This is a genomic window from Halovulum dunhuangense (assembly GCF_013093415.1).
Classification (GTDB): domain Bacteria; phylum Pseudomonadota; class Alphaproteobacteria; order Rhodobacterales; family Rhodobacteraceae; genus Halovulum; species Halovulum dunhuangense.
The window spans coordinates 664,607-688,927 of sequence record NZ_JABFBC010000002.1 but is presented as its reverse complement, the minus strand read 5'-3'; the positions used below and the strand labels follow the sequence as shown (position 1 = coordinate 688,927).

25 protein-coding genes are annotated in these 24,321 nt (G+C 67.6%); 8 read left to right on the top strand and 17 right to left on the bottom strand.

Going from position 1 to position 24,321, the window contains the following annotated elements; all coding sequences use genetic code 11:
- Window positions 1-97 precede the first annotated feature (97 nt).
- Complete coding sequence (locus HMH01_RS13985) at window positions 98-868, top strand: sulfite exporter TauE/SafE family protein (RefSeq protein WP_171326383.1); 771 nt, start codon at window positions 98-100, stop codon at window positions 866-868.
- Here HMH01_RS13985 and HMH01_RS13980 read toward each other — a convergent pair.
- Complete coding sequence (locus HMH01_RS13980; RefSeq protein WP_171326382.1) at window positions 865-2,370, bottom strand: gamma-glutamyltransferase; 1,506 nt, start codon at window positions 2,368-2,370, stop codon at window positions 865-867. The two genes, HMH01_RS13985 and HMH01_RS13980, sit on opposite strands and share 4 nt — an antisense overlap.
- A 126-nt stretch (window positions 2,371-2,496) precedes the next feature.
- Window positions 2,497-4,110, bottom strand: a complete 1,614-nt coding sequence (locus tag HMH01_RS13975; protein WP_171326381.1) for a phosphoenolpyruvate carboxykinase — start codon at window positions 4,108-4,110, stop codon at window positions 2,497-2,499.
- 299 nt (window positions 4,111-4,409) lie between these two features.
- Between HMH01_RS13975 and HMH01_RS13970 the strand changes: the two genes are divergently transcribed.
- The 6 genes from HMH01_RS13970 to HMH01_RS13945 are packed head-to-tail and all read left to right on the top strand — an operon-like array spanning window position 4,410 to window position 8,871.
- Window positions 4,410-5,108: a response regulator transcription factor gene (locus HMH01_RS13970; RefSeq protein ID WP_171326380.1), complete on the top strand. Its 699-nt coding sequence runs from the start codon at window positions 4,410-4,412 to the stop codon at window positions 5,106-5,108.
- Between the two features lie 25 nt (window positions 5,109-5,133).
- The gene (locus tag HMH01_RS13965) at window positions 5,134-6,804 is read left to right on the top strand and encodes a sensor histidine kinase (RefSeq protein ID WP_171326379.1); all 1,671 of its coding nucleotides are present in this window, start codon (window positions 5,134-5,136) and stop codon (window positions 6,802-6,804) included.
- Window positions 6,801-7,247, top strand: a complete 447-nt coding sequence (locus HMH01_RS13960) for an HPr kinase/phosphorylase (RefSeq protein ID WP_171326378.1) — start codon at window positions 6,801-6,803, stop codon at window positions 7,245-7,247. Before HMH01_RS13965 ends, HMH01_RS13960 begins: the two co-directional genes overlap by 4 nt.
- A gap of 30 nt (window positions 7,248-7,277) precedes the next feature.
- Window positions 7,278-8,195, top strand: coding sequence for an RNase adapter RapZ (gene rapZ, locus HMH01_RS13955; RefSeq protein ID WP_171326377.1), 918 nt, complete (start codon window positions 7,278-7,280; stop codon window positions 8,193-8,195).
- Window positions 8,192-8,605, top strand: a complete 414-nt coding sequence (locus HMH01_RS13950) for a PTS sugar transporter subunit IIA (protein ID WP_171326376.1) — start codon at window positions 8,192-8,194, stop codon at window positions 8,603-8,605. The genes rapZ and HMH01_RS13950 overlap by 4 nt, the downstream gene beginning before the upstream one ends.
- Window positions 8,605-8,871, top strand: a complete 267-nt coding sequence (locus tag HMH01_RS13945) for an HPr family phosphocarrier protein (RefSeq protein ID WP_425483613.1) — start codon at window positions 8,605-8,607, stop codon at window positions 8,869-8,871. The genes HMH01_RS13950 and HMH01_RS13945 overlap by 1 nt, the downstream gene beginning before the upstream one ends.
- A gap of 9 nt (window positions 8,872-8,880) precedes the next feature.
- Here the strand turns inward: HMH01_RS13945 and HMH01_RS13940 are convergent, their stop codons facing one another.
- From HMH01_RS13940 to HMH01_RS13910, 7 genes are all read right to left on the bottom strand, one after another.
- Window positions 8,881-9,756, bottom strand: coding sequence for a 3-hydroxybutyryl-CoA dehydrogenase (locus tag HMH01_RS13940; RefSeq protein ID WP_171326375.1), 876 nt, complete (start codon window positions 9,754-9,756; stop codon window positions 8,881-8,883).
- A 36-nt stretch (window positions 9,757-9,792) separates the two neighbouring features.
- Window positions 9,793-10,620, bottom strand: a complete 828-nt coding sequence (locus tag HMH01_RS13935; RefSeq protein WP_171326374.1) for a hypothetical protein — start codon at window positions 10,618-10,620, stop codon at window positions 9,793-9,795.
- A 75-nt stretch (window positions 10,621-10,695) separates the two neighbouring features.
- The gene (locus tag HMH01_RS13930) at window positions 10,696-11,625 is read right to left on the bottom strand and encodes an electron transfer flavoprotein subunit alpha/FixB family protein (protein WP_171326373.1); all 930 of its coding nucleotides are present in this window, start codon (window positions 11,623-11,625) and stop codon (window positions 10,696-10,698) included.
- On the bottom strand, window positions 11,625-12,383 hold the full coding sequence (locus HMH01_RS13925; protein WP_171326372.1) for an electron transfer flavoprotein subunit beta/FixA family protein: 759 nt from the start codon (window positions 12,381-12,383) through the stop codon (window positions 11,625-11,627). The genes HMH01_RS13930 and HMH01_RS13925 overlap by 1 nt, the downstream gene beginning before the upstream one ends.
- A 147-nt stretch (window positions 12,384-12,530) precedes the next feature.
- Window positions 12,531-13,103: a cob(I)yrinic acid a,c-diamide adenosyltransferase gene (locus HMH01_RS13920; RefSeq protein ID WP_171326371.1), complete on the bottom strand. Its 573-nt coding sequence runs from the start codon at window positions 13,101-13,103 to the stop codon at window positions 12,531-12,533.
- Window positions 13,103-13,309 (bottom strand): twin transmembrane helix small protein, encoded by a 207-nt coding sequence (locus HMH01_RS13915; protein ID WP_171326370.1) that lies wholly within the window; start codon window positions 13,307-13,309, stop codon window positions 13,103-13,105. The genes HMH01_RS13920 and HMH01_RS13915 overlap by 1 nt, the downstream gene beginning before the upstream one ends.
- A gap of 67 nt (window positions 13,310-13,376) precedes the next feature.
- A complete protein-coding gene (locus HMH01_RS13910) occupies window positions 13,377-14,210 on the bottom strand; it encodes an SDR family NAD(P)-dependent oxidoreductase (RefSeq protein WP_171326369.1) in 834 nt (277 codons plus the stop codon).
- Window positions 14,211-14,317: 107 nt separating this feature from the next.
- Between HMH01_RS13910 and parC the strand changes: the two genes are divergently transcribed.
- Window positions 14,318-16,588: a DNA topoisomerase IV subunit A gene (gene parC, locus HMH01_RS13905; protein ID WP_171326368.1), complete on the top strand. Its 2,271-nt coding sequence runs from the start codon at window positions 14,318-14,320 to the stop codon at window positions 16,586-16,588.
- Here the strand turns inward: parC and HMH01_RS13900 are convergent.
- The 8 genes from HMH01_RS13900 to HMH01_RS13865 are packed head-to-tail and all read right to left on the bottom strand — an operon-like array spanning window position 16,578 to window position 24,305.
- Window positions 16,578-17,303 carry a hypothetical protein gene (locus HMH01_RS13900; RefSeq protein WP_171326367.1) on the bottom strand — a complete coding sequence of 242 codons (726 nt, stop codon included), beginning with the start codon at window positions 17,301-17,303 and terminating at the stop codon, window positions 16,578-16,580. The two genes, parC and HMH01_RS13900, sit on opposite strands and share 11 nt — an antisense overlap.
- On the bottom strand, window positions 17,300-18,082 hold the full coding sequence (locus HMH01_RS13895) for a hypothetical protein (RefSeq protein WP_171326366.1): 783 nt from the start codon (window positions 18,080-18,082) through the stop codon (window positions 17,300-17,302). Before HMH01_RS13895 ends, HMH01_RS13900 begins: the two co-directional genes overlap by 4 nt.
- A 58-nt stretch (window positions 18,083-18,140) precedes the next feature.
- Window positions 18,141-19,061 carry an RDD family protein gene (locus tag HMH01_RS13890; protein ID WP_171326365.1) on the bottom strand — a complete coding sequence of 307 codons (921 nt, stop codon included), beginning with the start codon at window positions 19,059-19,061 and terminating at the stop codon, window positions 18,141-18,143.
- Entirely contained in the window at window positions 19,058-20,062 is a 1,005-nt protein-coding gene (locus HMH01_RS13885) for a stage II sporulation protein M (protein WP_171326364.1), read from the bottom strand. Before HMH01_RS13885 ends, HMH01_RS13890 begins: the two co-directional genes overlap by 4 nt.
- A complete protein-coding gene (locus HMH01_RS13880; protein ID WP_171326363.1) occupies window positions 20,059-21,372 on the bottom strand; it encodes a DUF58 domain-containing protein in 1,314 nt (437 codons plus the stop codon). The genes HMH01_RS13885 and HMH01_RS13880 overlap by 4 nt, the downstream gene beginning before the upstream one ends.
- Window positions 21,372-22,328, bottom strand: coding sequence for an AAA family ATPase (locus HMH01_RS13875; RefSeq protein WP_171326362.1), 957 nt, complete (start codon window positions 22,326-22,328; stop codon window positions 21,372-21,374). Before HMH01_RS13875 ends, HMH01_RS13880 begins: the two co-directional genes overlap by 1 nt.
- Window positions 22,315-23,607 carry a hypothetical protein gene (locus HMH01_RS13870; RefSeq protein ID WP_171326361.1) on the bottom strand — a complete coding sequence of 431 codons (1,293 nt, stop codon included), beginning with the start codon at window positions 23,605-23,607 and terminating at the stop codon, window positions 22,315-22,317. The genes HMH01_RS13875 and HMH01_RS13870 overlap by 14 nt, the downstream gene beginning before the upstream one ends.
- Window positions 23,604-24,305 carry a DUF4129 domain-containing protein gene (locus HMH01_RS13865; RefSeq protein ID WP_171326360.1) on the bottom strand — a complete coding sequence of 234 codons (702 nt, stop codon included), beginning with the start codon at window positions 24,303-24,305 and terminating at the stop codon, window positions 23,604-23,606. The genes HMH01_RS13870 and HMH01_RS13865 overlap by 4 nt, the downstream gene beginning before the upstream one ends.
- Window positions 24,306-24,321 lie beyond the last annotated feature (16 nt).

The following is a 24,321-nucleotide window of genomic DNA, read 5'->3' as shown; positions in this document are numbered from 1 at the left end:
TAACAAAATAACCAATAAATGCCGTTTTGCCGCAAGATTATTAGCATTGCGCTCATGCTGGCCGGGTGCGACAGAAAGGCGGGGCAGGAATGGGCACATGGCGGAACTTGTTGCGGAATTCGGCGCGGCGACGGTGGTGGCGGCCTTCGGTGTCATGCTGCTGGCGGGCTTCGTCAAGGGGGCCATAGGCTTCGCGCTTCCCATCATCGCGGTCAGCGGCATCGGTGCCCTGATGTCGGCCGAACTTGCCATCGCGTCGATCCTCTTGCCGGGGCTTTTCACCAATCTTCAACAGACCCTGCGCGACGGCGTGGCGGCCGCGCGCGAGACGACGCTGAAATACTGGCGGACCAACCTGTTGCTTGTCGGGCTGATGGGCTTCTTCGCGCAGATCGTCGTGATGCTGCCCGACCAGGTGCTCTACCTGATCCTGGGCCTGCTGATCTGTGCCGCCACGGCGCTGCAACTGTCGGGCTGGCGCCCGCACCTGTCGCCCGGTGCCGTTCATCGTGCCGAGTGGGGCACTGGCGTTGTTGCCGCGGCCTTCGGCGGGCTTACCGGCGTCTGGGGCCCGCCTTTGGTCCTGTATCTGCTGGCGCGCGACACGCCCAAGGCGGAAATGGTGCGCGCGCAGGGCATCTTTTTCCTGCTGGGGTCGGCTGTGCTCATCGGTGCGCACCTGATCTCGGGCCTGCTCGATACGCGGAGCCTGCCTTTCTCGGCCTGGCTGATCGTGCCGGCCTTCCTGGGCATGATCCTGGGCCAGAAGGTGCAGGACCGCCTGCCACAGGAACGGTTCCGCAAGCTTACGCTCATCGTGCTGGCGATCCTGGGTCTGAACCTGCTGCGCCGGGGGCTTGGGCTCTAGCCGCGTCCGGTCACGGCCGCCCCCGCGCGCCGTGGATCGCCTGCCGCGTCGACAGCGCCCGAGCGGTTGCGCCGCGCGACGTGAACGCCGCCGAAATACATGTCGGCATCGGCCCAGACCGTCGCCTCGGGCCAGTCGGCCAGCAGCGCCTGGCGCCGCTCTTCGTCGCCGGTATCCTCGAAGGACAGCCGGTCCCCGTCGACATGCAGCCGGGGCGCGGTGATCGCCGCCTCGAGCCCCAGGCCGCCATCCGCAAGCCCCAGGATCACCTGCGTCATGGCCGACCGGATCCGGTTGGAGCCGCCCGAGCCCAGCATCGTCAGCGTCCCGTCGGTGTCGCGCATCGCCGCGGGGCACATCATGGAAGCCAGCCGCGTGCCGGGACGCCAGGACAGCGGGCCGTCTGGCAGCAGATCCTCCTCGCCCAGCATGTTGTTGGGCATGATGCCTGTGCCGGACAGGATCATCCCGTTGCCCTCGCCGTTCGACAGCGTCAGCGCCGCGCCAAGCCCGTTCCCGTCGATCACCGAGATATGGGTGGTGCCCCGGGTCGCCGGGCGGTGCGCGGCCAGCGTCTTTTGCAGCCGGTCCACCAGGGCCGGCGCCAGAAGCCGCTCGGCTGCTTCGTCGGGCTGGTCGTCGATCCGGCTGGCAAGCCGCGCCGCCGCCACCTCGGCCAGGGCGCGGGCGACCAGCACAGGGGCGGGTCGGTGGGGCAGAATGGCGAGCGCCAGCGCCACCTGCACCCCGCCAAGGCTGGGCGCGGGATTGAGCGCAAGCGACTGGCCGGCACGATCGAGCATCTGCGGCCGCCGCCAGATGGGCCGGGCCGCCCGCAGCGCCGCGCGGTCGATCTGGCCGCCCGGCATCTCTGCAAGGGCTGTCGCGATCTCTCCTTCCGAGAAGAAGCGCGGACCCTCATGCGCCATCACTTCAAGCACATCGGCGAGAGCGGAGTTGGCCATCGTGCTGCCCGCCTCGGCCAGCCGGCCCTCGCGCATGTGCAGCGCGGCCGCCTCGGGCGTGGCGGACAGGATCGGGGCCACCAGTCGCGCCACATGCGCCTGGAATCCGGTGAGGCCGACACCGCGCCGCGCCGCGTCCACGGCAGGGGCCACAAGTTCTCGCATCGGCACGCGCCCATACTGCTCATGCGCCTCGAACAGGGCGGGGATCAGGCAGGGCGTCGCCGTGGTGCCCGCGCCGATATGAAAGTCCTGCGTCGCGGTGCCGAAATCGACCGTCACGGTGGACAGCGCGACATCGTCCCCGGGGATCCTGCGGCGGGGTGTTTCCACGAAACCGTCCAGCAGGCGCGCGGGCCCCCTGAGCGGTGCGACCATCAGGAAGCCGCCGCCCAGCGGCTGTGCCAGCACCGGCTCTGCCACGAAGGCCATGCAGGCCGCGGCGACGCAGGCGTCGACGGCCGTGCCGCCCAGGCGCAAGGCCTGTTCCGCCGCTTCTGTCGTCAGGGCATGTCCGCTTGCGATCGCAAATCCCAAGACCCGTCTCCCGTGTGGTTCCGGAACTGCGGTTAGCCCGCGCAGGCCCATGCAGGCAAGACAAAGGCGGACCCGAAGGCCCGCCTCTTGCCGTGTGTCATCGACCTGCCGCGACCCTAAGCGGGATCACATCGCGCCGCGGAAAACGACGGCTTCCTCAAGCACGTCCTCGTCCACGAAGGCCTCGTACTGGCGGAAGTTCTCTTCGAACATCCGCACCAGCCGGGCGGCCTGGCGGTCATAGGCCTCGGGCTTGTCCCAGGTCCGGCGCGGGTCGAGCAGCAGGTCCGGCACCCCCGGACAGGAGGTCGGCACCGCGAAGCCGAAGGCGTCGTCCATCCGGAACTTCGCCTTGTTGAGCGACCCGTCGAGCGCCGCGGTCAGAAGCGCACGGGTCGCCTTGATCGGCATGCGCGACCCCACGCCATAGGCGCCGCCGGTCCAACCGGTATTGACCAGCCAGCACGCCGCGCCCGTCTTGGCGATCTTGTCGCGCAGAAGCGCGCCATAGACTTCCGGCCGGCGCGGTAGGAACGGCGCGCCGAAGCAGGTCGAAAAGGTCGGCTGCGGTTCGGTGACGCCCTTTTCCGTGCCCGCCACCTTTGAGGTGAAGCCCGACAGGAAGTGATACATCGCCTGCGCCGGGGTCAGCTTCGCGATCGGCGGCAGCACGCCGAAGGCGTCGCAGGTCAGCATGATGATGTTCTTGGGGACCCCGCCCCGCGCGGTGTGCGACGCGTTCGAGATGGCCTCGAGCGGGTAGGCGCAGCGCATGTTCGGCGTCAGGCTGTCGTCCTCGAAATCCAGCTCGCGGGTGAAGGGATCATAGACCATGTTCTCGATCACCGTCGCGAAACGCGATGTGGTCGAGTATATCTCCGGTTCCGCCTCGGGGTTCAGGTTGATCGTCTTGGCGTAGCAACCACCCTCGAAGTTGAAGACGCCCTTGTCCGACCAGCCATGCTCGTCATCGCCGATCAGCACGCGCGACGAGTCCGCCGACAGGGTGGTCTTGCCAGTGCCCGACAGCCCGAAGAAAAGCGCCACGTCGTGCGGGTCGCCGTGCCCGTGGTTGGCCGAGCAGTGCATCGGCATGGCGCCCTGTTCCGGCAGCAGGTAGTTCAGAAGGGTGAACACGCCCTTCTTGTTCTCGCCCGCGTAGGAGGTGCCGCCGATCAGCATGAGCCGCCGTTCGAAGCTGATGGCGATCACGGTCTCGGACCGGCAGCCGTGCTGCTCGGGATCGGCCTTGAAGCTGGGGCAGTTCAGGATGGTGAACTCTTCCTCGAAGTTGGCCAGCTCCGCGATGTCGGGCCGCCGCAGCAGGTGGCGGATGAACAGGCTGTGCCAGGCAAGCTCGGTGATGACGCGGACGTTCAGGCGGTAGTCGGGATCGGCCCCGGCATAGAGATCCTGGACGAACAGCTCACCCCCTTCGATATGCGAAAGCATGTCGCGGAAGAGCCGGTCGAAATGTGCGGGCTCCATCCGGCGGTTGTTGTCCCACCAGATGTTTTCCTCGGTCGAGGGCTCGACCACCACGAACTTGTCCTTGGGCGACCGGCCGGTGTGGGCGCCGGTGCTGACCAGCAGCGTGCCGCCCTGGCCGAGATCCCCCTCGCCGCGCGAAAGCGCCTGCTGAATGAGTGCGTGTTCCCGCAGGTTGTAGTGGATGGTCGCTACGTTCGGAAAACCGGTTGCATCCAGCGTGCGCGCCGGATTGACCTTGCCGATGGTCATGGGTTCATGTGCTCCTCAACCGGGCAAGCGGCACATGGCCGTTCCCCCGTCTCCCCAGTTTGCCGCGACGACCGAAGGGCCAGATCCGGGGACGGTCATGCAAGGGCCAGCAAGCCCGTCCGAGTCACGGCGACGATATGACGATTAGATAACATCATGTTGCCATGTTTCCAGTCGATTCTGTGTCGCAGTGCTGCCCCGGCGCGCCACGAAATCACGCCGGGGTGGCATAAGCTTTAGCTTTGTTCCCGGTTCCCGAGTAGAAAAGCAGCAAAGAAACAATCGGAGAGGAGCATGCCATGTCAACGACCATTGCCCTGGTCGACGACGACCGGAACATTCTGACATCCGTGTCCATGGTGCTCGAGGGCGAGGGATACGCGGTCCGCACCTACAATGACGGGGCGACCGCGCTGACCGCCTTCGAGAAGTCGATGCCCGATCTGGCCGTGCTGGACGTCAAGATGCCGCGCATGGACGGGATGGAGCTGTTGCGCCAGCTGCGCACGCGATCGGATCTGCCGGTGATCTTCCTGACCTCGAAGGACGAGGAGATCGACGAACTCATCGGCCTGCGCATGGGCGCGGACGACTATGTGCGCAAGCCTTTCTCGCAGCGGCTGCTGGTAGAGCGGATCCGCACGATCCTGCGCCGCCGCGAGAATGCCGCCAAGGATCCGGAAAAGACCGAGTCCAACTGCATGGTCCGGGGCAGCCTTTCGATGGATCCCCTGCGCCACGCCGTGACCTGGAAGGCACAGCAGATCACCCTGACCGTGACCGAGTTCCTGATCCTTCAGGCGCTGGCCCAGCGCCCCGGCTTCGTCAAGAGCCGCGACCAGCTGCTCGACGTCGCCTACGACGATCAGGTCTATGTCGATGACCGCACCATCGACAGCCACATCAAGCGGATCCGCAAGAAGTTCAAGGTCTACGATCCCGATTTCGCCTCGATCGAGACGCTGTACGGAATCGGTTACCGCTATAACGAAGCCTGAAGCTGGACCCCTGGGCGGCGGGACCATGGAAAAGCCGCGATATCGCGTTCTCCTGAGCCACCCGAATTTCGACGAGCGTGACAGCAAGTCGGATCGGGCAGGGCTGCTCGACTGGCGTGCGCGCTTCGGTCGGCGTTCGCCGCTGTCGCGAAAGATCATCACCTTCAACCTTGTCGCCCTTGGCGTCCTGCTGACGGGTGTTCTGTATCTCAACCAGTTCCAGGGCGGGCTGGTCGACCTGCGCACCAAGGCGCTGGAAAGCGACGCGCGGCTGATCGCGCATCTTGTCGCGCATGAGCTGGCCGAAGGCGATCGGTCAAGCGCCATCGACACCCTTCGCAATGCAGAGCGGACCGGCGGTTTGCGGGTAGTGCTGTACGACACCAGCGGCCAGAGCATCGCCGTCGTGGACCCCGACGCCGGCGAAGGCGCCGTGCCGGCGCCTACCGGTGGACAGCAAAGCGCCTATGTCGCCATCATGAACGACGTGTGGGAGCGGTTGTCGCGGCTCTTCGCCGCGAGCGGGGCCGGTGGTGCGACGGGGTTGTCGCCCGAAACGGCGCAGGACGTCGTCGAACGCAGTCTTTCCGGGCGTTCGGTCGAAAGATTGCTGGCCGCCACCCCGGCCGGCGCGCAGGTCGTGTCGATCGTGATGCCCGTCATGGAAGAGAACGGCGGCCCGGTCTATGGCGCGATCCTTGTCAGCACGCGCCCGGGGGACGTGGACAGCTTCGTGCGGGCGGAGCGCGAGAAGATCCTCCAGGTCTTTGCGCTGGCGACGATCACCTCGATCTTTCTGTCGCTGCTGCTGGCCAACACGATCGTGCGCCCGTTGCGCGATCTTTCCGAGGCGGCACACAAGGGGGGCACGCGCAACGCGCGGCAGGTGAACCCAGAGCGCATCAACATTCCCGACATGAGCAACCGCCCCGACGAGATCGGCTATCTGTCGAGTGCCATGCGGCTGATGACGGCGGCGCTCTACGACAGGATCGAGGCGAACGAGAGTTTCGCGGCCGATGTCGCGCACGAGATCAAGAACCCGCTCACGTCGCTTCGCTCGGCGGTGGAGACGATGCCCTACGCCCGCACTGACGCGGATCGGGATCGGCTTCTCGGCATCATCAAGCAGGACGTGGACCGGCTCGACCGGCTGGTGACCGACATCTCCAACGCCTCGCGGCTGGACAGCGAACTGGTCCGCGACCGGATGGAGCCCTTCGACCTTGCGCAGCTTCTGTCGAACCTGATCGCCTTCAACGAGGAACTGGCAGCAAGACGGGGCGTGCGCCTTGCCAGCAGTTTCCATGCCCAGCCACTGGTCATCACCGGGCTCGAGGGGCGGCTTGCGCAGGTTTTCGTGAACCTCATCACCAATGCGGTCAGCTTCTCCGAAGACGGCGACACCATCACGATCCGTACCGAGGAGCTTGGCCGGCATCGCGTGCGGGTGATCGTCGAGGATCAAGGCCCGGGCATCCCCGACGAGAACCTTTCCGACGTGTTCGAGCGTTTCTATTCCCAGCGCCCCGATGCCGAGGATTTCGGCAACCACTCCGGGCTGGGCCTCGCGATCTCGCGCCAGATCGTCGAGGCGCATGGCGGCGAGATCTGGGCCGAGAACATCCGCCCCGCCGGCGCAGGACGCGAGGGGCCATCGCAAGGCGCGCGCTTCGTCGTGGAACTGCCCGTTTGAGCGATGGGCCGGCGCTTCTGCACGCGACCTGTGTCGCGCTGGACGACCGGGCGGTGTTGCTGACCGGACCGTCGGGCAGCGGCAAATCCACCGTGGCGCTTCGCATGATGGCGCTGGGTGCGACGCTGGTGGCCGACGACCAGGTGCTGCTGTCGGCGCATGGCTCGAAGCTTCGGGCCGAGGCGCCCGAACGCATCGCGGGCATGATCGAGATGCGCGGGATCGGGCTGGTGCGGGTCCACCATGCCCCCGCCGCGTGGGTGGGGCTGGTGGCCGATCTGAGCCGGGCCGAGGTGTCGCGCATGCCGCGTCTTCAAAAAACATTCATCAATCGGATCGAACTTCCATTGATTGCGGGGCGGGAAAGGCCAAATCTGGCCGATATGCTGGTCGTATGCCTGCGAGACGGTCTCGACCCGCTTTTCGTCGATCCGGAGGGTTGAGCCCTCGTTTGGACCCGGAGGGTCCGCCCGATGCACAGGACCGAAGATACGACCGCGCCGTTGCAGCAGGTGGCCATCGTCACGGGCCCCTCGGGTGCCGGTCGCTCTACCGCGATCGCCGCTCTCGAGGATCTGGGCTTTGAGGCGATAGACAACCTGCCGTTGTCGCTGCTCGAACGCCTGTTCGCGGGCGGCGCCCATGACCATCCCGTGGCCGTCGGAATCGACCCCCGGACCCGCGATTTCAGCGCCGATGGGCTGCTTGCGGCCATCGACGGGCTGAACGCGATGCCCGGCTTCGAGGCGTCGCTGGTTTTCATCGACTGCGACACCGATACGCTTCTCAGGCGCTTTTCCGAGACGCGCCGCCGGCATCCGCTGGCGCCGCAGGAACCGCCGCTCTCGGGGATCGAGCGCGAGCGAACGTTGCTCTTGCCCGTATTGCCGCAGGCCGATGTGCTGATCGACACCACCGAGATGACCCCGCATGACCTGCGCGCCGAGATGGGGCGCTGGTTTGCCCGTGGCGACGGCGGGGACATGGTGGTGGTGGTCCAGTCGTTTTCCTACAAGCGCGGCACCCCGCGCAGCGCCGACATGGTTCTCGACTGCCGCTTCCTGCGCAACCCGCACTGGGTCGCGCGGCTGCGCCCCTTCACCGGACAGGATGCCGAGGTCGCCTCCTATGTCGCTGGCGACGCGCTTTACGCGCCCTTCATGGAAAAGGTCATCGACATGGTGACGCTGCTCCTGCCTGCCTACAAGGCGGAAGGGAAGTCGTATTTCACGCTTGCTTTCGGTTGCACGGGGGGCAGGCACAGATCGGTGTGCATTGCACAAGAAGTGGCGATTGCGCTTGCGAAGGCCGGTTGGCGGGTGTCTAGTCGGCACAGGGAACTTGAGCGGGCACCGCGGGAGGGTGTGCTCGAGGGTGTGGTGAAAACGTGATAGGTATCGTGATCGTCGCGCATGGCGGACTGGCCAGGGAATACCTGGCAGCCATGGAGCATGTGGTAGGCAAGCGCCCGGGGGTCCAGGCGGTCAGTATCGGACCCGACGACAACCGGACCGAGAAGCAGGCCGAGATCAACGCCGCGATCGTGGCGGTGGATGACGGGTCCGGCGTGGCGGTGGTCACGGACATGTTCGGCGGCACGCCGTCGAACCTGGCCGTTGCTGCCTGCACGGCACCGCGACGCAAGGTGCTTTACGGCGTCAACCTGCCCATGCTGATCAAGCTGGCCAAGGCGCGGAACAAGTCGCTGGACCTGGCTGTCGCTTGCGCCCTCGACGCCGGGCGCAAGTATATCAACTGTGCAGACGGCATCCGGATCGGAAACGGAGCGCTTTCCGCCTGATGCAGATGGACTTGGACATCACGAACGAGCGCGGCCTTCATGCCCGCGCATCCGCCAAATTCGTCGAAATCGTCGAAGCCCATGACGCCAAGGCTGCGGTCAGCCGCGACGGGATGACCGTTTCGGGCGATTCGATCATGGGCCTGTTGATGCTGGCCGCCGCAAACGGCACCTCGATCCGGGTCGAGACATCGGGCGCGCAAGCCGCTGAACTGGCCGCCGCACTTCGCGCGCTGGTCGAGAACAAGTTCGGCGAGGGGCGCTGAGGGCGGCCCTCAGCGCGTCGGCACCGGCGTCTCTCCGCGATAATCGTAGAAACCGCGCTGTGTCTTGCGGCCCAGCCAGCCCGCCTCGACATATTTTACCAGCAGGGGGCACGGGCGGTACTTGGTATCCGCCAGCCCGTCATGCAGGACGTTCATGATCGCGAGGCAGGTGTCGAGCCCGATGAAATCCGCCAGTTCGAACGGCCCCATCGGGTGGTTCGCGCCCAGCTTGAGCGACGTGTCGATCGACTGCACCGAGCCGACGCCCTCGTAAAGCGTGTAGATCGCCTCGTTGATCATCGGGATCAGGATGCGGTTGACGATGAAGGCGGGGAAATCCTCGGCGCTGGCGGCGGTCTTGCCCAGCCGCTCCACCACGCCCTCGAGGGTCCGGAACGTCTCTTCGCTGGTGGCGATGCCGCGGATCAGTTCCACGAGTTGCATCACCGGCACCGGGTTCATGAAATGGAAACCCATGAACCGCTCGGGCCGGTCGGTAGCCGCGGCCAGCCGCGTGATCGAGATGGACGAGGTGTTCGAGGTCAGGATCGTCTTCGGCGCCAGATGCGGCGCGAGGCTGCGAAAGATCTCGTGCTTGAGCTTCTCGTTCTCGGTCGCCGCCTCGATCACCAGATCGGTGGCGCCGATCTGCGCGATGTCGGTCGTGGCGCGGATCCGCGACAGGGCGGCGGCCTTTTCCTCGGCGGTCAGCCTGCCCTTGGAAACCTGGCGGTCCAGATTGCCCTCGATCAGCGCCATCGCGCGGTCCAGCGTGTCCTGCGAAATGTCGTTCAGCCGCACGTCATAGCCGGAAGTGGCGAAGACATGGGCGATCCCGTTGCCCATCTGGCCTGCGCCGATCACGCCAACTGTCCTGATTTCCACGGCCCAAACTCCCCGTTCGTTCATCGAGGATGAGCATTAGGCCAATCGGCGGGGCATCACAATGTCCGGCGTTGCCGCGGTGGGCGGTGTCGCGCTGGCGGGCACTTCCTGTTCGCGCAGAAGTGCGTGAATGTGGCGGAAGTATTCCGCATCCCCATAGGCCGGGTGGTAGAGCCGCCCGTCGGGGGGTTGCGCCTGCAGGCGCGAAAGCCGGTGCACCCGTTCACCCCGCCAGACGAAACTCAGCGCGACAGCATCCGGGCCGAGACGCGCGGCCAGCCCGTCCACCTTCCAGCCTGCCTCGCCTGCGGCGGTCGCGACGACCGCCTCGTCGTTCGGCCACAGATCCGGGTCCGGCCCCAGCCGCGCCATGGCGCGCCTGCGGGCGGCTACCGCGTCGATCAACCGCGCGGACACGCGCACCAGGGGGAAGAAACAGGCATGAACCGTCTTCGCATGCGGGGCCATCGACGCGTGCCAGCGCCAGTCCCGGCCCGCGGGGCCGAAGCGGTGCGCGACAAGGTCGGCATCGCTTTCATCGAGCAGGGCGAACGCCTCCCGCGCCGTGGCGAAGCCGAAATGCACATCCGGCTCCACCAGCCAGAAATGCGCGACCCGCGGCCAGCGTCGCCGCGCAAGGATCAGCGCGTAATCCCCGCAGCGCCATGGCCAGCGGGGATGGAGGTACAGCCCCTCGGCGGCGGCGGCGGCATCGCTCAGTTCGAGGACGGGCGTGGCTTCAGGGGCGTCGCGGCGGTGCCGCACGTCCAGCGCGCAGGCCAGCCGGCGCCCGAAATGCGGCCGCAGGAAGCGCAGCAACCCCCGCTCCGGCGAGGTGCAGCGCTCGGCGCGCAGAAGGCACATGGTCGGGCCCAACGAAAATCCCCGCAGAAGTCGATCTGCGGGGATCCTGACGCCGGTCCGGTTAAGGCCGGGTTGTCAGCCGAGCGCCTTCTTGAGCGCGGGCAGCGCCTCGAACAGGTCGGCGACCAGGCCGTAATCGGCAACCTGGAAGATCGGCGCCTCTTCGTCCTTGTTGATCGCGACGATGACCTTCGAGTCCTTCATGCCGGCCAGGTGCTGGATCGCACCGGAAATGCCGACCGCGATGTACAACTCGGGCGCCACCACCTTGCCGGTCTGACCCACCTGCCAGTCGTTCGGCGCGTAGCCCGAATCGACCGCCGCGCGGCTGGCGCCGACGGCCGCGCCCAGCGCGTCGGCCAGCTGCTCGATCAGGGCGAAATTCTCTTCCGAGCCGACGCCGCGTCCGCCGGAAACCACGATCTTCGCGCTGGTCAGGTCGGGGCGATCGCTTGCCGCCACCATGTCCTCGACCCATTCCGACAGGCCGGTCCGTGCAGTGGCAGAGACAGGCTCGACCGGGGCAGAGCCACCTGCCGGCGCTGCCTCGAAGGTAGAGGTGCGGATCGTCATCACCTTCTTCGCGTCCCCCGATTTCACGGTCTGGATCGCGTTGCCGGCATAGATCGGGCGATCGAAGGTCGCCGCGTCGTGGACCTTCACCACCTCCGAGATCACCATCACGTCGAGCAGCGCCGCCACCCGGGGCAGCACGCTTTTCGAGAACGCGGTCGAGGCGGCGGCGATATGCTCGTAATCGCCCGCGATATCCGCGATCAGCGCGGCGGTGGGCTCGGCCATGCCATGGCAGTAGGCGTGATCGCCCGCGAACAGCACCTTGGCCACACCCTGAAGCGTGGCCGCCTCGGCCGCGGCGGCGTCGCCGCCTTCGCCGGCAACCAGGATGTGCACATCGCCCAACCCCTTCACGGCGGTCAGCGCCTTGGAGACGGCGTCGGTCGCCAGCTTGCCTTCGACCACTTCGGCGAGAAGAAGAACAGCCATCAGATCGCCCCCGCTTCCTTGAGTTTCGACACCAGTTCCTCGACCGAAGCCACCTTCACCCCCGCGGAGCGTTCGGCCGGTTCCTTCGTCGAGACCACGGTCAACCGCGGCGCGATGTCGACGCCGTAATCGGCGGGCGTCTTTTCATCTAGCGGCTTCTTCTTCGCCTTCATGATGTTCGGAAGGCTCGCGTAGCGCGGTTCGTTCAGGCGCAGGTCGACCGTCACGATCGCGGGCATCGTGACCTTGATGGTCTGCAAGCCACCATCCACCTCGCGCGTGACGAGGGCCGCGTCGCCGTCGATCTCGACCCTGGAGGCAAAGGTCGCCTGCGACCAGCCCAGCAGTGCCGACAGCATCTGCCCGGTCGCGTTCATGTCGTTGTCGATGGCCTGCTTGCCGCACAGGACCAGCCCCGGCTGTTCCTCTGCGATGATGCCCTTCAGGATCTTGGCGACGGCCAGCGGCTCGATGTCCTGGTGCACGTCCTCGGACGCGATCACGAGGATTGCGCGATCAGCCCCCATGGCCAGTGCCGTGCGCAGGGTTTCCTGGGCCTGCTTCACGCCGATGGACACCGCCACGATCTCGGACACCGCGCCCTTTTCCTTGAGGCGGATCGCCTCTTCGACGGCGATCTCGTCGAAGGGGTTCATCGACATCTTCACGTTGTTCAGATCGACCCCCGAGCCGTCCGCCTTGACGCGGACCTTCACGTTGTAGTCGATCACGCGTTTGACTGGCACCAGCACCTTCATGCGCGTTTCTCCCTTGGCTGTGCGTCGCGGAGAGGGCCTTCCGCGGGGCCTGACGGCCCCGGGTCTCCGCAGTCTCGCCAACGTCCTAGCGCGATGGGACGCCCTCGTCCATAAGCAGCGGCAGCCCGCCCCCGAGGGTCGCCACGATCAGCGGTTCTTGCCCGGCACCCAGAGCACGTCCGCGCGCCCCTCGTCATTCGCGATCCGGCTCGCGACGAAGAACCAGTCGGACAGCCGGTTCAGGTAGCGCAGCGCGGATTCGTTAACGCTTTCGGTGGTGGCCAGCTCGACCACATGGCGTTCGGCCCGGCGGCTGACGGTGCGGCACAGGTGCAGATGCGCCGACAGCGGGCTGCCCCCGGGCAGGATGAAGCTGCGCAGCGGCTGAAGCCGCGCGTTCATCGCGTCGATCTCGGCCTCCAGCCGGTCCACCTGCGAGGGAACGACGCGCAGGGGCGGGTATTCCCGCTCGGCGTCCTTTTCCATGTCGGGGGTACACAGATCCGCGCCCAGATCGAACAGATCGTTCTGGATCCGCATCAGCGCCGCGTCCATGTCGGCATCTGCATGCAGCCTTGCCATGCCCACGGTCGCGTTCGCCTCGTCCACGGTGCCGTAGGCGGCCACGCGCGGCGAGTGCTTCGCGACCCGGCTTCCATTGCCGAGCGCGGTTTCCCCGGCATCGCCGGTGCGGGTGTAGATGCGGTTCAGCACGACCATCAGCGGTCCCCTCCGAAATAGACCACGGCAACGATCAGGATCACCGCGATGAACTGCAGGAGCAGCCGCAGACGCATGATCTTGTTGGCGTATTTCCGGTTGAAATCGCCCCCCTTGGCGAAGCCGCCGACGCCCACCAGCAGCACGCCCAGAACGGCAAGGCAGGCGAAAAGCGCCACGTAGAACAGCGGTTGATCGGTGATCATGGTCCCTCTCGGTCTTTTCTTGCAGGGCGCTCACATAAGCCGCGTCTTGCGATTGTCACGGCGAAACTCAGTTGCGCCTGAGGATCTCGTCGAGGATCCGGGTCGGCAGCAGGCGCCGTGCGACGGCCATGATACGCGTGGGCGTGGTGACATGATAGCGCGCCTTCGGTCGCGGGGCTTCCAGCGCACGGATCAGCTGGTGCGTGACCGCCTCGGCGGGCAATTCGAAGCGGTCCGGCTTGCCGGCGTCCCGGTAGAGACGCTTCAGAAGCTCGCGCTCGTAGAATGGGCGCTCTGCCGAGCCCTGCCAGTCGATCCAGCGCTCGAAATGGGCGCGGCTGTTCTGCCGGATCATCGAGGTGATCGGCCCCGGCTCGATCAGGATGAAGTGGATGCCCGGGTGGGTGTTCTCCAGCCGGTAGGTGTCGGTGATTCCCTCCATGGCGAACTTGGTCGAGACATAGGCGCCGCGCGCGCGCAGCGCGATGAAGCCCAGGATCGAGGAATTCATCACGATCCGCCCCGACCCCCGCGCCTTCATCGCGGGCAGGATGCGGTTCGTCAGGTCCACCGCGCCGAAAAGGTTCGTCTCGTAGATCTCGCGCAGCCCCTGCCGGGGGAGGTCCGCGCACAGGCCCGGCAGCGCATGGGCCGCGTTGTTGAACAGCGCGTCCAGCCTGCCGTCGGTGCGTTCCAGCGCCTCGGTCGCGCCCGCGGCGACGCTTTCCTCCGAGCCTGCGTCGAGCGGGAAGCTCTCCAGCCCCTCGGCCTCCAGCCGGGCGCAGTCCTCGGGCTTGCGGCAGGTGGCCAGCACGCGCCAGCCGCGGCGCTTCAGCCCGTGGGCGGCGTCATGTCCGATGCCCGATGAGCAGCCGGTGATCAGGATGGTCTTCGCGGTCATGGGGGGCCTTGCCGTTCCGGTTCGACCCTGATGTAACAGCCGCCCGCGCAGAGGCAACCGCGCCGTGGCGCTGGACCGATACCGCGCCTCGGTGTACCACAACATCTATGGATGACATGACCGACGACCGCGACATGCCCGCACCGGGCGACATGGCAGAGCCGCTGCGCCGCGCGCTGGGCGAGCGGTACCTGACCTATGCGCTTTCGACCATCACCGACCGCGCGCTGCCCGATGCGCGGGACGGGCTGAAGCCGGTCCACCGGCGCATCCTCTACACCATGCGCAACCTGCGGCTCGAGCCGACCGGGCCCTTCCGCAAATGCGCCAAGATCACCGGCGAGGTGATGGGGAACTACCACCCCCATGGCGACCAGGCGATCTATGACGCGCTGGCCCGGCTCGCGCAGGACTTCAACATGCGCTACCCGCTGGTGGACGGGCAGGGCAATTTCGGCAACATCGACGGCGACAACCCCGCCGCCGCCCGCTACACCGAGGCCCGCGCCACCGCCGCCGCGATGGCCCTGATGGAGGGGCTGAACGAGGACGCGGTCGATTTCCGCCCCAATTACGACGGCTCCGAAAGCGAGCCGGTGGTGCTGCCGGCGGCGTTTCCGAACCTGCTCGCCAATGGCTCGAGCGGCATCGCGGTGGGGATGGCCACCAACATTCCGCCGCACAACATCGACGAGCTGGTGGCTGCCTGCCTGCACCTGATCAAGGCGCCGAACGCCCGAGAAGAGACCCTGATGGAGATCATCCCGGGGCCCGACTTCCCGACCGGCGGCGTGATCGTCGAAAGCCGCGAGGCCATCGCCGAAGCCTATCGCACCGGGCGCGGCTCTATGCGGGTTCGCGCGAAATGGGAAGTGGAGGAGCTGGGCCGCGGTCAGTGGCAGATCGTCGTGACCGAGATCCCGTTCCAGGTCCAGAAATCCAAGCTGATCGAAAAGATCGCCGAGCTGGTCACGGCGCGCAAGGTGCCGATCCTCGGCGATGTGCGCGACGAGTCGGCCGAGGATGTGCGCCTGATCCTCGAGCCGAAATCCCGCAGCGTCGATCCGCAGGTACTGATGGAGACGCTGTTCCGCCAGTCGGACCTGGAATCGCGCTTCTCGCTCAACATGAACGTGCTGATCGACGGGCGCACGCCGAAGGTCTGTTCGCTGAAGGAAGTGCTGCGCGCCTTCCTCGACCATCGGCGCGAGGTGCTGCTGCGCCGCTCGCGCCACCGGCTGGGCAAGATCGACGCCCGCCTCGAGGTGCTGGAGGGCTATATCATCGCCTTCCTCAATCTCGACCGGGTGATCGAGATCATCCGCACCGAGGACGAGCCGAAGCCGGTGATGATGGCCGAGTTCGGCCTGTCCGACGTGCAGGCCGAGGCGATCCTGAACATGCGCCTGCGCAGCTTGCGCAAGCTGGAAGAAATGGAGTTGCGGCGCGAGCGCGATGCGCTGACCGCCGAGCGGGCGGATATCGTCGCCCTTCTCGATGACGAGGGGATGCAGTGGGACCGCATCGCCGACCAGCTTCGCGACGTGCGCAAGCAGTTCGGCAAGCAGGCCCCCGGCGGGGCGCGCCGCACCCTGTTCGCCGATGCGCCCGCCGTCGAGGACGTGCCGCTCGAGGCGATGATCGAGCGCGAGCCGATCACCGTGGTCTGTTCCCAGATGGGCTGGGTGCGGGCGATGAAGGGGCATATCGCGCTCGACAGTGACCTGAAGTTCAAGGATGGCGACGGGCCGCGCTTCATCTTCCATGCCGAAACCACCGACCGGATCCTGCTGTTCGGCTCGAACGGGCGCTTCTACACCATAGCGGGGTCGAACCTGCCGGGCGGTCGCGGCATGGGCGAGCCGGTGCGCCTGATGGTCGATCTGCCGAACGAGGCCGAGATCGTCTCGCTGATGATCCACCGTCCCGGCGCGAAGGTGATCGTGGCATCGTCTGCCGGCGACGGTTTCGTCGTGCCCGAGGACGAGGTGGTGGCCCAGACCCGCGCTGGCAAGCAGGTGCTGAACGTCAAGGACGGGGTGCGCGCCATCGCCTGCAAGCGCGTCGCGGGGGATCACGTCGCAAGCGTTGGGCAGAACCGCAAGATGCTGGTCTTCCCGCTGGCCGAACTGCCGGAAATGACCCGCGGCAAGGGCGTGCGCTTGCAGAAGGTGCCCTTCGGGGCCGCGCCGCTGGACGCGTCTGCCTCCGGCCTGTCGGATGTCACGACCTTCACGCTGGCCGACGGGCTGAGCTGGAAGGACCCCGCCGGACGGACCCGGACCGAAACCGACCTTGCCGACTGGATCGGCAAGCGGGCGGGTGCGGGGCGCATGGCGCCGCGCGGCTTCCCGCGCGACAACCGCTTCAACGGCTAGGCCGGCTTCCCTCGGTCCCGGTGATGCGCCCATAGGCGGCCATCGTCAGGCACAGGCTGACGGCGGTCAGCGCCGCGCCCGCCGCATCGGGCAGCAGCCATGCCAGCCAGAGCCCGGTCAGCGAAGCCTCGGGCGGGGCGGGCGGGGGCGCGATGGCGACGGACAGGACAAGCCAGGGCAGCAGGATCGCGGCCCATCCGGCGGTCAGGGTGAAGACATGCGGCACGGCCATCTGGACCGACCGCCTGAGGCTGTCCCAGCCCCGCCGCTCGATCAGGATGACCGGGGACAGCGTCGTGGTCAGCGCCGCGATCAGCAGGCCCGGCAGCAGCATCGCGAGAAGCCCGATATACCCCAGGTACCCGGTGGCGATGTTCAGCACGACCAGCGGTGCCGCCTGCGCGGCCAGAAGCGCCCGCCGCTCGGCCGGGGGCGGCGCGGCGCCGGTCTGTTCCCACCATATCCGCAGGCAGGCGATGCCGAACAGTAGCGCAAAGGCTGCCTCGGACATCAGCACGAGCGGATCGAACATCAGCGCGACAAGGTCCCCGCCCGGTTCGCTGACCCGGGCGCGGAAGGCAGTGGGTGCCAGCAGCACCTGAAGTGTCGTGCCGGCGATCCCGAGCGCCAGGAATTCGAGATAGGCGATCGGCCCATATCGCCGCAGCAGCGCGGCGCTGTCGTCCACCAGATCGCGAAAGGTGAAACCGTTCATTCGAACACCTTCGCCAGATCCTCGAAGCCAAGGCCCTCCTTCACCTCGCGCAGCCTTGCGTACAGCAGCGCGGTAAAGATCGACAGGATCGCGTAATGCAGCGCGGTGGTGACGGTATCGAACAGCAACGCCGGCATGATCCCGGGCTGGTTGGTGACCTGCGACAGCGCCACGTCGACCGCAACCCCCAGAAGAAGCGTCACGCCGATCGTGGCCAGCAGCAGCAGCACGAACAGCAGCAGGACCGCGCCCAGGATCGGCCAGCGATAGCCGCGGGACAGTTCGGCCGCACGCGAGAGGCCGGAAAACCCGGCACCCTCGACCAGCACCGCGGGTGCCATCACCCAGTAGCGTGCCATCAGGTAGAGACCCGGCAGCACGAGCAGTGCCAGCCCGACCAGGAAGGCCAGGTAGAACAGGAAGCCCAGTATCGCGATCGGCAGTGCCGCCGACAGGGTCCGGCGCAGATGCTGTCCCATCCTCAGCGAACGGCCGGTGCGGATGTCATAGGCGGCCAGCGTGGTCATCGCCATCACCACCAGTCCCACGACCAGCGACAGGCCGATGCTGGCCAGAACCGGGCCAAGTGCCGCGAGCGCGTCGACATTGCGGCCAAGCAGTGCCGCATCGGACAGCACGGCCAGCTGGACAAGGCCCACGACCACCGATGGGACCAGCGCGATCGGGCCGAATACCGCGAAGTGCCGGAAGAAAAGCGCAAAGCTCTGACCGACCAGCCGGGTGACACCCAGCGGCGGCAAGGGGGCGGGCTGGTCCATGATCCTCCTCGGAAACCTCCGTTCCAGAGGTATCAGCCCGGGGGCGGGGATCAAGCGCTCATCCGCCGCGCGGACCGGACTTTCCGCCCTGGCTGCGATGGAACTTGTCCTCGCGGGCGTCCCCGAACAGCTTGCGGTTCTCCAGGTAGGCGCGTTGCGTCCTGTAGAAGACGCGCAGGAACGCCTCTGCCGCATCCGGATCCAGCCGGCCGGTATAGCCGATGCGCCGGGCGATGGTCGCGGCGACGCGGCGCAGGTTGTCGTCATGGCGCGCTGCGGCGCCGCGGCCCATGGCATCGCGGTTCGCCTGGAGCAATGACTCGAGCGTCTGCAACTCGTAGCGCCCGTAATGGTCGAGATGGTGCGGCAGGAAATTGAACCGCCCCTGGTCCTGCGGGGCGTCGGCCAGGTCCGGCAACAGGATCGGAACCGGCAGCGTCACTACATAGGTGCCGGCCAGTATGTCTCCCAGGCGTTGCCGCATCGGGTTCAGCAGCGGAACCGCCAGCAGAACCGATATCCAGGCCATGAGAAGCAGCGCCGCCGGCCAGGACAGCGAGGCGCTGGTCAGCAGCAGGGTACCGGGGACGAACACCTCCATTTCCTTCATCAGGTTCCGGACGGTCACCGCGTGCGGCGACAGGCTGCGCCCGTCCACCGCGATCACGCGCAGGCCCGACAGGCGCTTGCCGAAGGTCTGCCCGTTCATCAGGATCTCGGCCAGGATGTAGTATGGCGCGCGGATCGCGAAGAACAGAAGCGCGCCGACGGTCACCAGCCCCGTCATCGGGATCAGTTCCGACAGAAAGAGCAGGGCCATCACCGCGATCACGGCCGCCAGCGACAGAAGGATATCGGCAAGCTGCGCCACGAAACGCGCGCCCAGCCCGGCCACGTCGAAACGGATCGGCACGCCTTCGGGCGGCACGATCTCGATGATGCGGGGTGGCTCTTCCTTGCGGGGGGCGGGGGGGCTCATCGCGTCCTCCGCCCCGAAAGTGCAAGCCAGGCCAGCCAGAACAGTCCGGCAGCGATGCCTATGGCGATGCGTGCGCCGGGCGACTGCACGAGCTGGCGGCCGAAACCCTCGAGGATCGCGGCCGCGACCAGCATCATCCCCGCAAGGATGGCCAGCTTCACCGCATCACGGGCGTTCCGCCTGAGCGCGTCGCGGCGCCGGATCTCGCCGGGGAAAAGCACGGCCTGTCCCAGATGGAGTCCCCCCGCGCAGGCGATGGCTATGGCCGACAGCTCGGTGATGCCGTGGATCGCGAGCCAGGCCAGCACGTCGCCAAGGATGCCCCGATCGGCATGCAGCGCCAGGAACACGCCCAGCACCATCCCGTTGAAGAAGGTCAGCGCCGCGGCCGGGATACAGGCCAGGACCCCCAGCGAGAACACGAGGATCGCGATCTGCGTATTGCGCGAGAACAGGGTCGAGGCGAAGGCCATCAACTGATCCGACGCGGATCCCTCGCCGCTGTAGATAACGGCCAGCAGATCCTCGCGGCTGGCGTTCAGCCCGCGCCCGCCCGCCAGGTCCGCCGGCATCACCGTCTGGTACCACAGCGGATCCGCCAGGAAGAGCATGTAGCCCACGACCGCGCCAAGGATCAGGATGGCATAGGCGGCCAGGATCAGCGGCCACAGCCGCCGCGCGGCCCCGGGGATGCCGGTGCCCAGCAACCGGCCGAGCAGGCCGCCCAGCCTTTGTTGCGGGGCATAGACCGCCAGGTAGGCGCGTGCGCACAGCGCCTCGAGATAGGCGAGCAGCGCGCGGTCTAGCGAGATTTCCCGCGCCGTGGACAGCGACGCCATCGCCTTGCGGTAGAGGGTTCCCAGCGCATGGGCCTCCTCGAAGCTCAGGGCGCCGACGCCATGGCGCTCGGCCTTGGCCAGCACGATCTCCAGCGCGCGCCAGTCCGGCTCGCGCTCGGCGCGGAAGCGGGCGGAACGGATCAGGTTGCCGGCGACGCTCATATCAGCTCCCGCGCCTTGATATCGAGATAGGTGGCCAGCAGCCGCGGCGTCAGTTCGGCCGGTGCCGTCTCGATGCAGATCACCCCGATCCGGGCCAGCCGGTCCAGCACGAGCTGCCGCTCGCGCGCCATTTCGGCCGCGACCACGGCTTCCGCCACGTCCTGCGGCGCGCGGGCGCGCCCGTCCTGCCGCCGCTCGAGGCCCGGATCGCGGAACGAGACGAAGACGATCACATGCATCCGGTGCAGCACCGCAAGGTTCTCGACCAGCAGTTCGGCGGTGGTCGTGTCGGCGAAATCCGAGAAGATGACGATCAGCGACCGGCGGCTCAGCAGTCCGCCCAGATGCGCCAGCGCCAGCGTATGGTTGCTTTCCACGCTGCTGTAGCCAAGCCGCGCGGTCTGGGCACGCAGGATCGGAAAGGCGCTGCGCCCAGGTTGGGGCGGCATGTAGGCGCGAGGCTCTGCATCGAAGCTGTAAAGCCCGACCAGATCGCCCCCCAGCGCGGCCGCCCAGGCAATGCCCAGGGCCGCGTTGATCGCATGGTCGATCCGGGGCAGGCCGTCCACCTCGGCCCGCATCAGGTAGCCATTGTCGAGTGCGAGCACGATCTGGTGGTTGCGCTCGGCCCGCATCTCCTTGGCGACAAGGCTGCGGTGCCGGGCCGAGCGTTTCCAGTCGATCGTGCGACTGTCCATCCCGGTGGTGAACTCGCGCAACTGGTGGAACTCGGACCCTTCGCCGCGCAGGGCGGTGTCCTTGACGCCGTAGAGATCGGACCGCACCAGCGTGTCGATCCGCCCCGATGTCACCGGCCGGATGTTCGGGATCACCCGCAGTTCCGCCCCCAGCGGGAGTCGGGGCGTCATTTCCCAAAGCCCCAGCGGGCTTTGCCAGCGAAGCCAGAGCGCATGAAGCGGATAGGTGCCCCGTCGTCGTGCCGGGATGCGCAGCGTTCCGCGTGCGGTGCGGCGGCCTTCTGCCGTGACGGACAGCGGGACCAGCCCGCCAAGCGCCGGATCGAGTTCGGCCCGCGCGTCCAGGATCCGGGGCAGCCCGGCCCCCCCCCGAGCAACAAGAAGCAGCGGCAGCGTCGCCGTCTCGCCGGTGAACACCTCGGCCGGCGGACCCGTCTCCAGCCGAACGGACGAGGCCCGTGCCGCCATCGCCAGATCGGCCAGGCAGAGTGCCACAACTGCCGCAAGCACCGCCACGGCCGCCCCGGTCGGGATCGGCGCCGCGGCCACGACGATCAGGATCAGCGCCAGCACCGCTGCGGACAGCCACAGCAGGCGGCGGGCGGGGCGCATCAGCGGGGCGCCTCGATCCGGTTGAGGATGTTCTCCATCACGTCCGCTTCCGTCCGGCCCTCGATCTCGGCGCCGGGGCCGAGAACGATCCGGTGCCGCAGCGCCGGGATCGCCAGTCGCTGGACATCGTCCGGGATCGCGTAGTCCCGCCCCTCCAGCGCGGCCAGCGCCCGCACCGCGCCCGCCAGCGCATCGGCCGCGCGGGTCGAGGCGCCGTGCCGGATTTCCGGATCGTCGCGCGTGGCCCGTACCAGTTGCAGGATGTAGCCCAGGATGGTGTCGTCGAGCCGGATGCCGTCGATCAGCCGGCGGCCCGCGGCCAGCGCCTCGGGGCCCATGACCGGGCGGATCTCGGCGGTGCGGGCGGCATGCGAGAGGGGCTGTGCCGCATGGCGGCGCAGGATCTCCATTTCCGCCGCCTCGTCGGGGAACTCGATCACCACCTTGAACAGGAAACGGTCGAGCTGCGCCTCGGGCAGCGGATAGGTGCCCTGCTGCTCGATCGGGTTCTGCGTCGCGATCACGAAAAAGCTGTCGCCCAGCCGGTGGTCGGTGCCGTCGATGGTGGCGATCCGCTCGTTCATCACCTGCAGAAGCGCCGCCTGCGTCTTGGGCGGCGCGCGGTTGATCTCGTCGGCCAGCAGGATGTCGGTAAAGACGGGTCCGCGGGTCAGTCGGAACGACGAGGTGCCGAAGTCGAACAGGTTCACCCCCAGCACGTCGCCCGGCATCAGGTCCGGGGTGAACTGGATGCGCCCGAATTCCAGGTCCAGCGCCGCTGCAAGCGCCTGCGCCAGAAGCGTCTTGGCGGTTCCCGGCGGCCCTTCGAGCAGGCAGTGGCCCCGCGACAGCAGCGCGATCAGCGCCAGGTCGACGGCGTCGTCCTGTCCGTGCACGGCCTTGCCGATCTCGGCCCGCATCCGTTCCGCCGCTGCGCGGAATTCATCGAGATCCATGCACCACCCTTTCCGCCTGCCGCTCGAAGTTGTCCAGCACGGTCATCAGCCGCGCCGTGTCCATCCCCTGTCCAGCGGTTGTAACCGCCGCCGCCGCCTGCGCAAAGCCTGACGCGAGGGCGGGATCCGAGCGGCGCAGATGGGCCACGATCCGCCCCAGCGGGTCGCCGCCCAGTGCCCGGCCGAAAAGCTCCCGCTCGATCCGGCGCAAGCGGTTGTGAAGATGCGCCTGCATCAGCTGGCTGTCATTGTCGGCCAGCCGCAGCAGGCGGGCCTTTGCGGTGATCGAGGCGTCGCGCGCCGCGCTCATCCGGTCGTCGTAAAGCGCCTGCGCCGGGCCGAACCGCACCCAGCTGCGCCAGAACAATAGCACGCAGAGCAATCCCAGCGCGGCCCAGGCCAGCGTATTGGGCCAGGCAAGGACCGCCAGAAGTTCCGACCAGCGGCGCGCGGGTGTCGGCACGCCTTGCGGCGTGGCGAAGATGAAATCGGTCGTGTCGATCAGGACCGGCGCGCCCTTCGCAAGCAGGCCGATCAGATCGGCCGAAAGGTCCGCGTTCTCTGCCAGGCCCAGCCCGTGATTGTTCATCAGGTCCGGATCCGACAGGAAATGCACCGGCCGCGGCCAATCCGCGCCCGTGCAGCTGATCGCGAGGTAGCCGCCCGGCACCGTGACCAGCGGCGTGCATTCCGGATCCGGAAGCGCCGCAAAGAGTTGCGGCGCATAGAGCAGCCCGCGCCGCGTCGGCGTGGCCGGGCCGGCCGGCACCTCGAATTCAAGCACGCGGGTCTCGGGCCGGTGAAGCTGCACCGCATCCAGACCGAAGGGCGCAAATGCGGCACGGGTTTCCGACAGGGCAAGCAGGAATTCGGGATCCGCATGGCCCGAAAGCCGCGCCGCCCGTTGCCACTTGGCGGCAATAACCAGGGTGGGCAGCAGTTCGGCCTTGCGCCGGATCAGGTCTGCATCCAGATCGCGCTCCGTCCCGGTTTCAAGATAGGCCGCGTCATCCCGGGGTCGGGCAAAGATGCGGTCCAGATCGGTGTCCAGCACGGGCAGGATCCGGAAGGCGCCCTCTCCGGCGGTCACGGTTTCCAGCCCGGCGTAGCGGGCCTCGACCCCGCTTGCGTTCAACCAGCCGATCAGGCCACGCTGGCCCATGGCGGACCGCTCGAGCGGCAGTTCCCGCGCCATCGACAGGTAGAACGCCCCGACCGCCGCAACGACCACGACGGCCAGCGCCATCGCCAGTTCCGCAGGACCAAGGCGCAGCCTCATGTCGCGGTCCCCCGCAGGCGAAGGATCGGGGCGGCGCGTTCCAGGCAGTCCAGGAACCGCGCCTCGCGCAGCGGCCTGCCGCCGAACTGCACCAGCTCCTCGGTCATCACGATCCAGCGCAGATCCTGCAGATGGGGCCAGTCGCGCGGCAGGCGCCGCAGGAAGTCGCGCGCTGTCTCGGACGGGCCGAACCGCACGCCGTTCGCCGTGGCGGCGGCGGCAAGGGCCGCCTCGAGCAGCTCGACAAGCGCGGCGCGGCGATCGGCCATGCCCCGCAGCCGCGCGATCAGCGCGGGGTCGAGCCCGTTGCCGTCCGTCTGCGCCACCGCGCTGGCCGCGTGTCTCGATGTCCGCGCGCTTGCCGGGTTGACGCGCAGAAGCGCCAGCAATCGCTCGCGCCTGAGCACCAGCAGGACAAGCGCCACCAGCGCCAGCCCGACAAGCACCGCGCGGGATGCCCCCGGAACCAGCGCCGACAGGCCCGCGCCTCGCTCCTGTGCAGCAGGCCGGAGCGTTTCCAGGTCGACGGGGATCTCTCCGGTGCGGCTCTGGACATAGACGAGTTCCGTCTGGAGCCGGGAAAAGCGCGTGCGCCGATCGTAATCGGCATTCCGCTCAAGGCTGTAGGGCGTGATGCGCGACGTTGCATCGGGCGTGGCTGACGGCACCGCGCCGGGCCACGCCAGCCAGAGGAGCATTGCCCCCAGCCCAAGA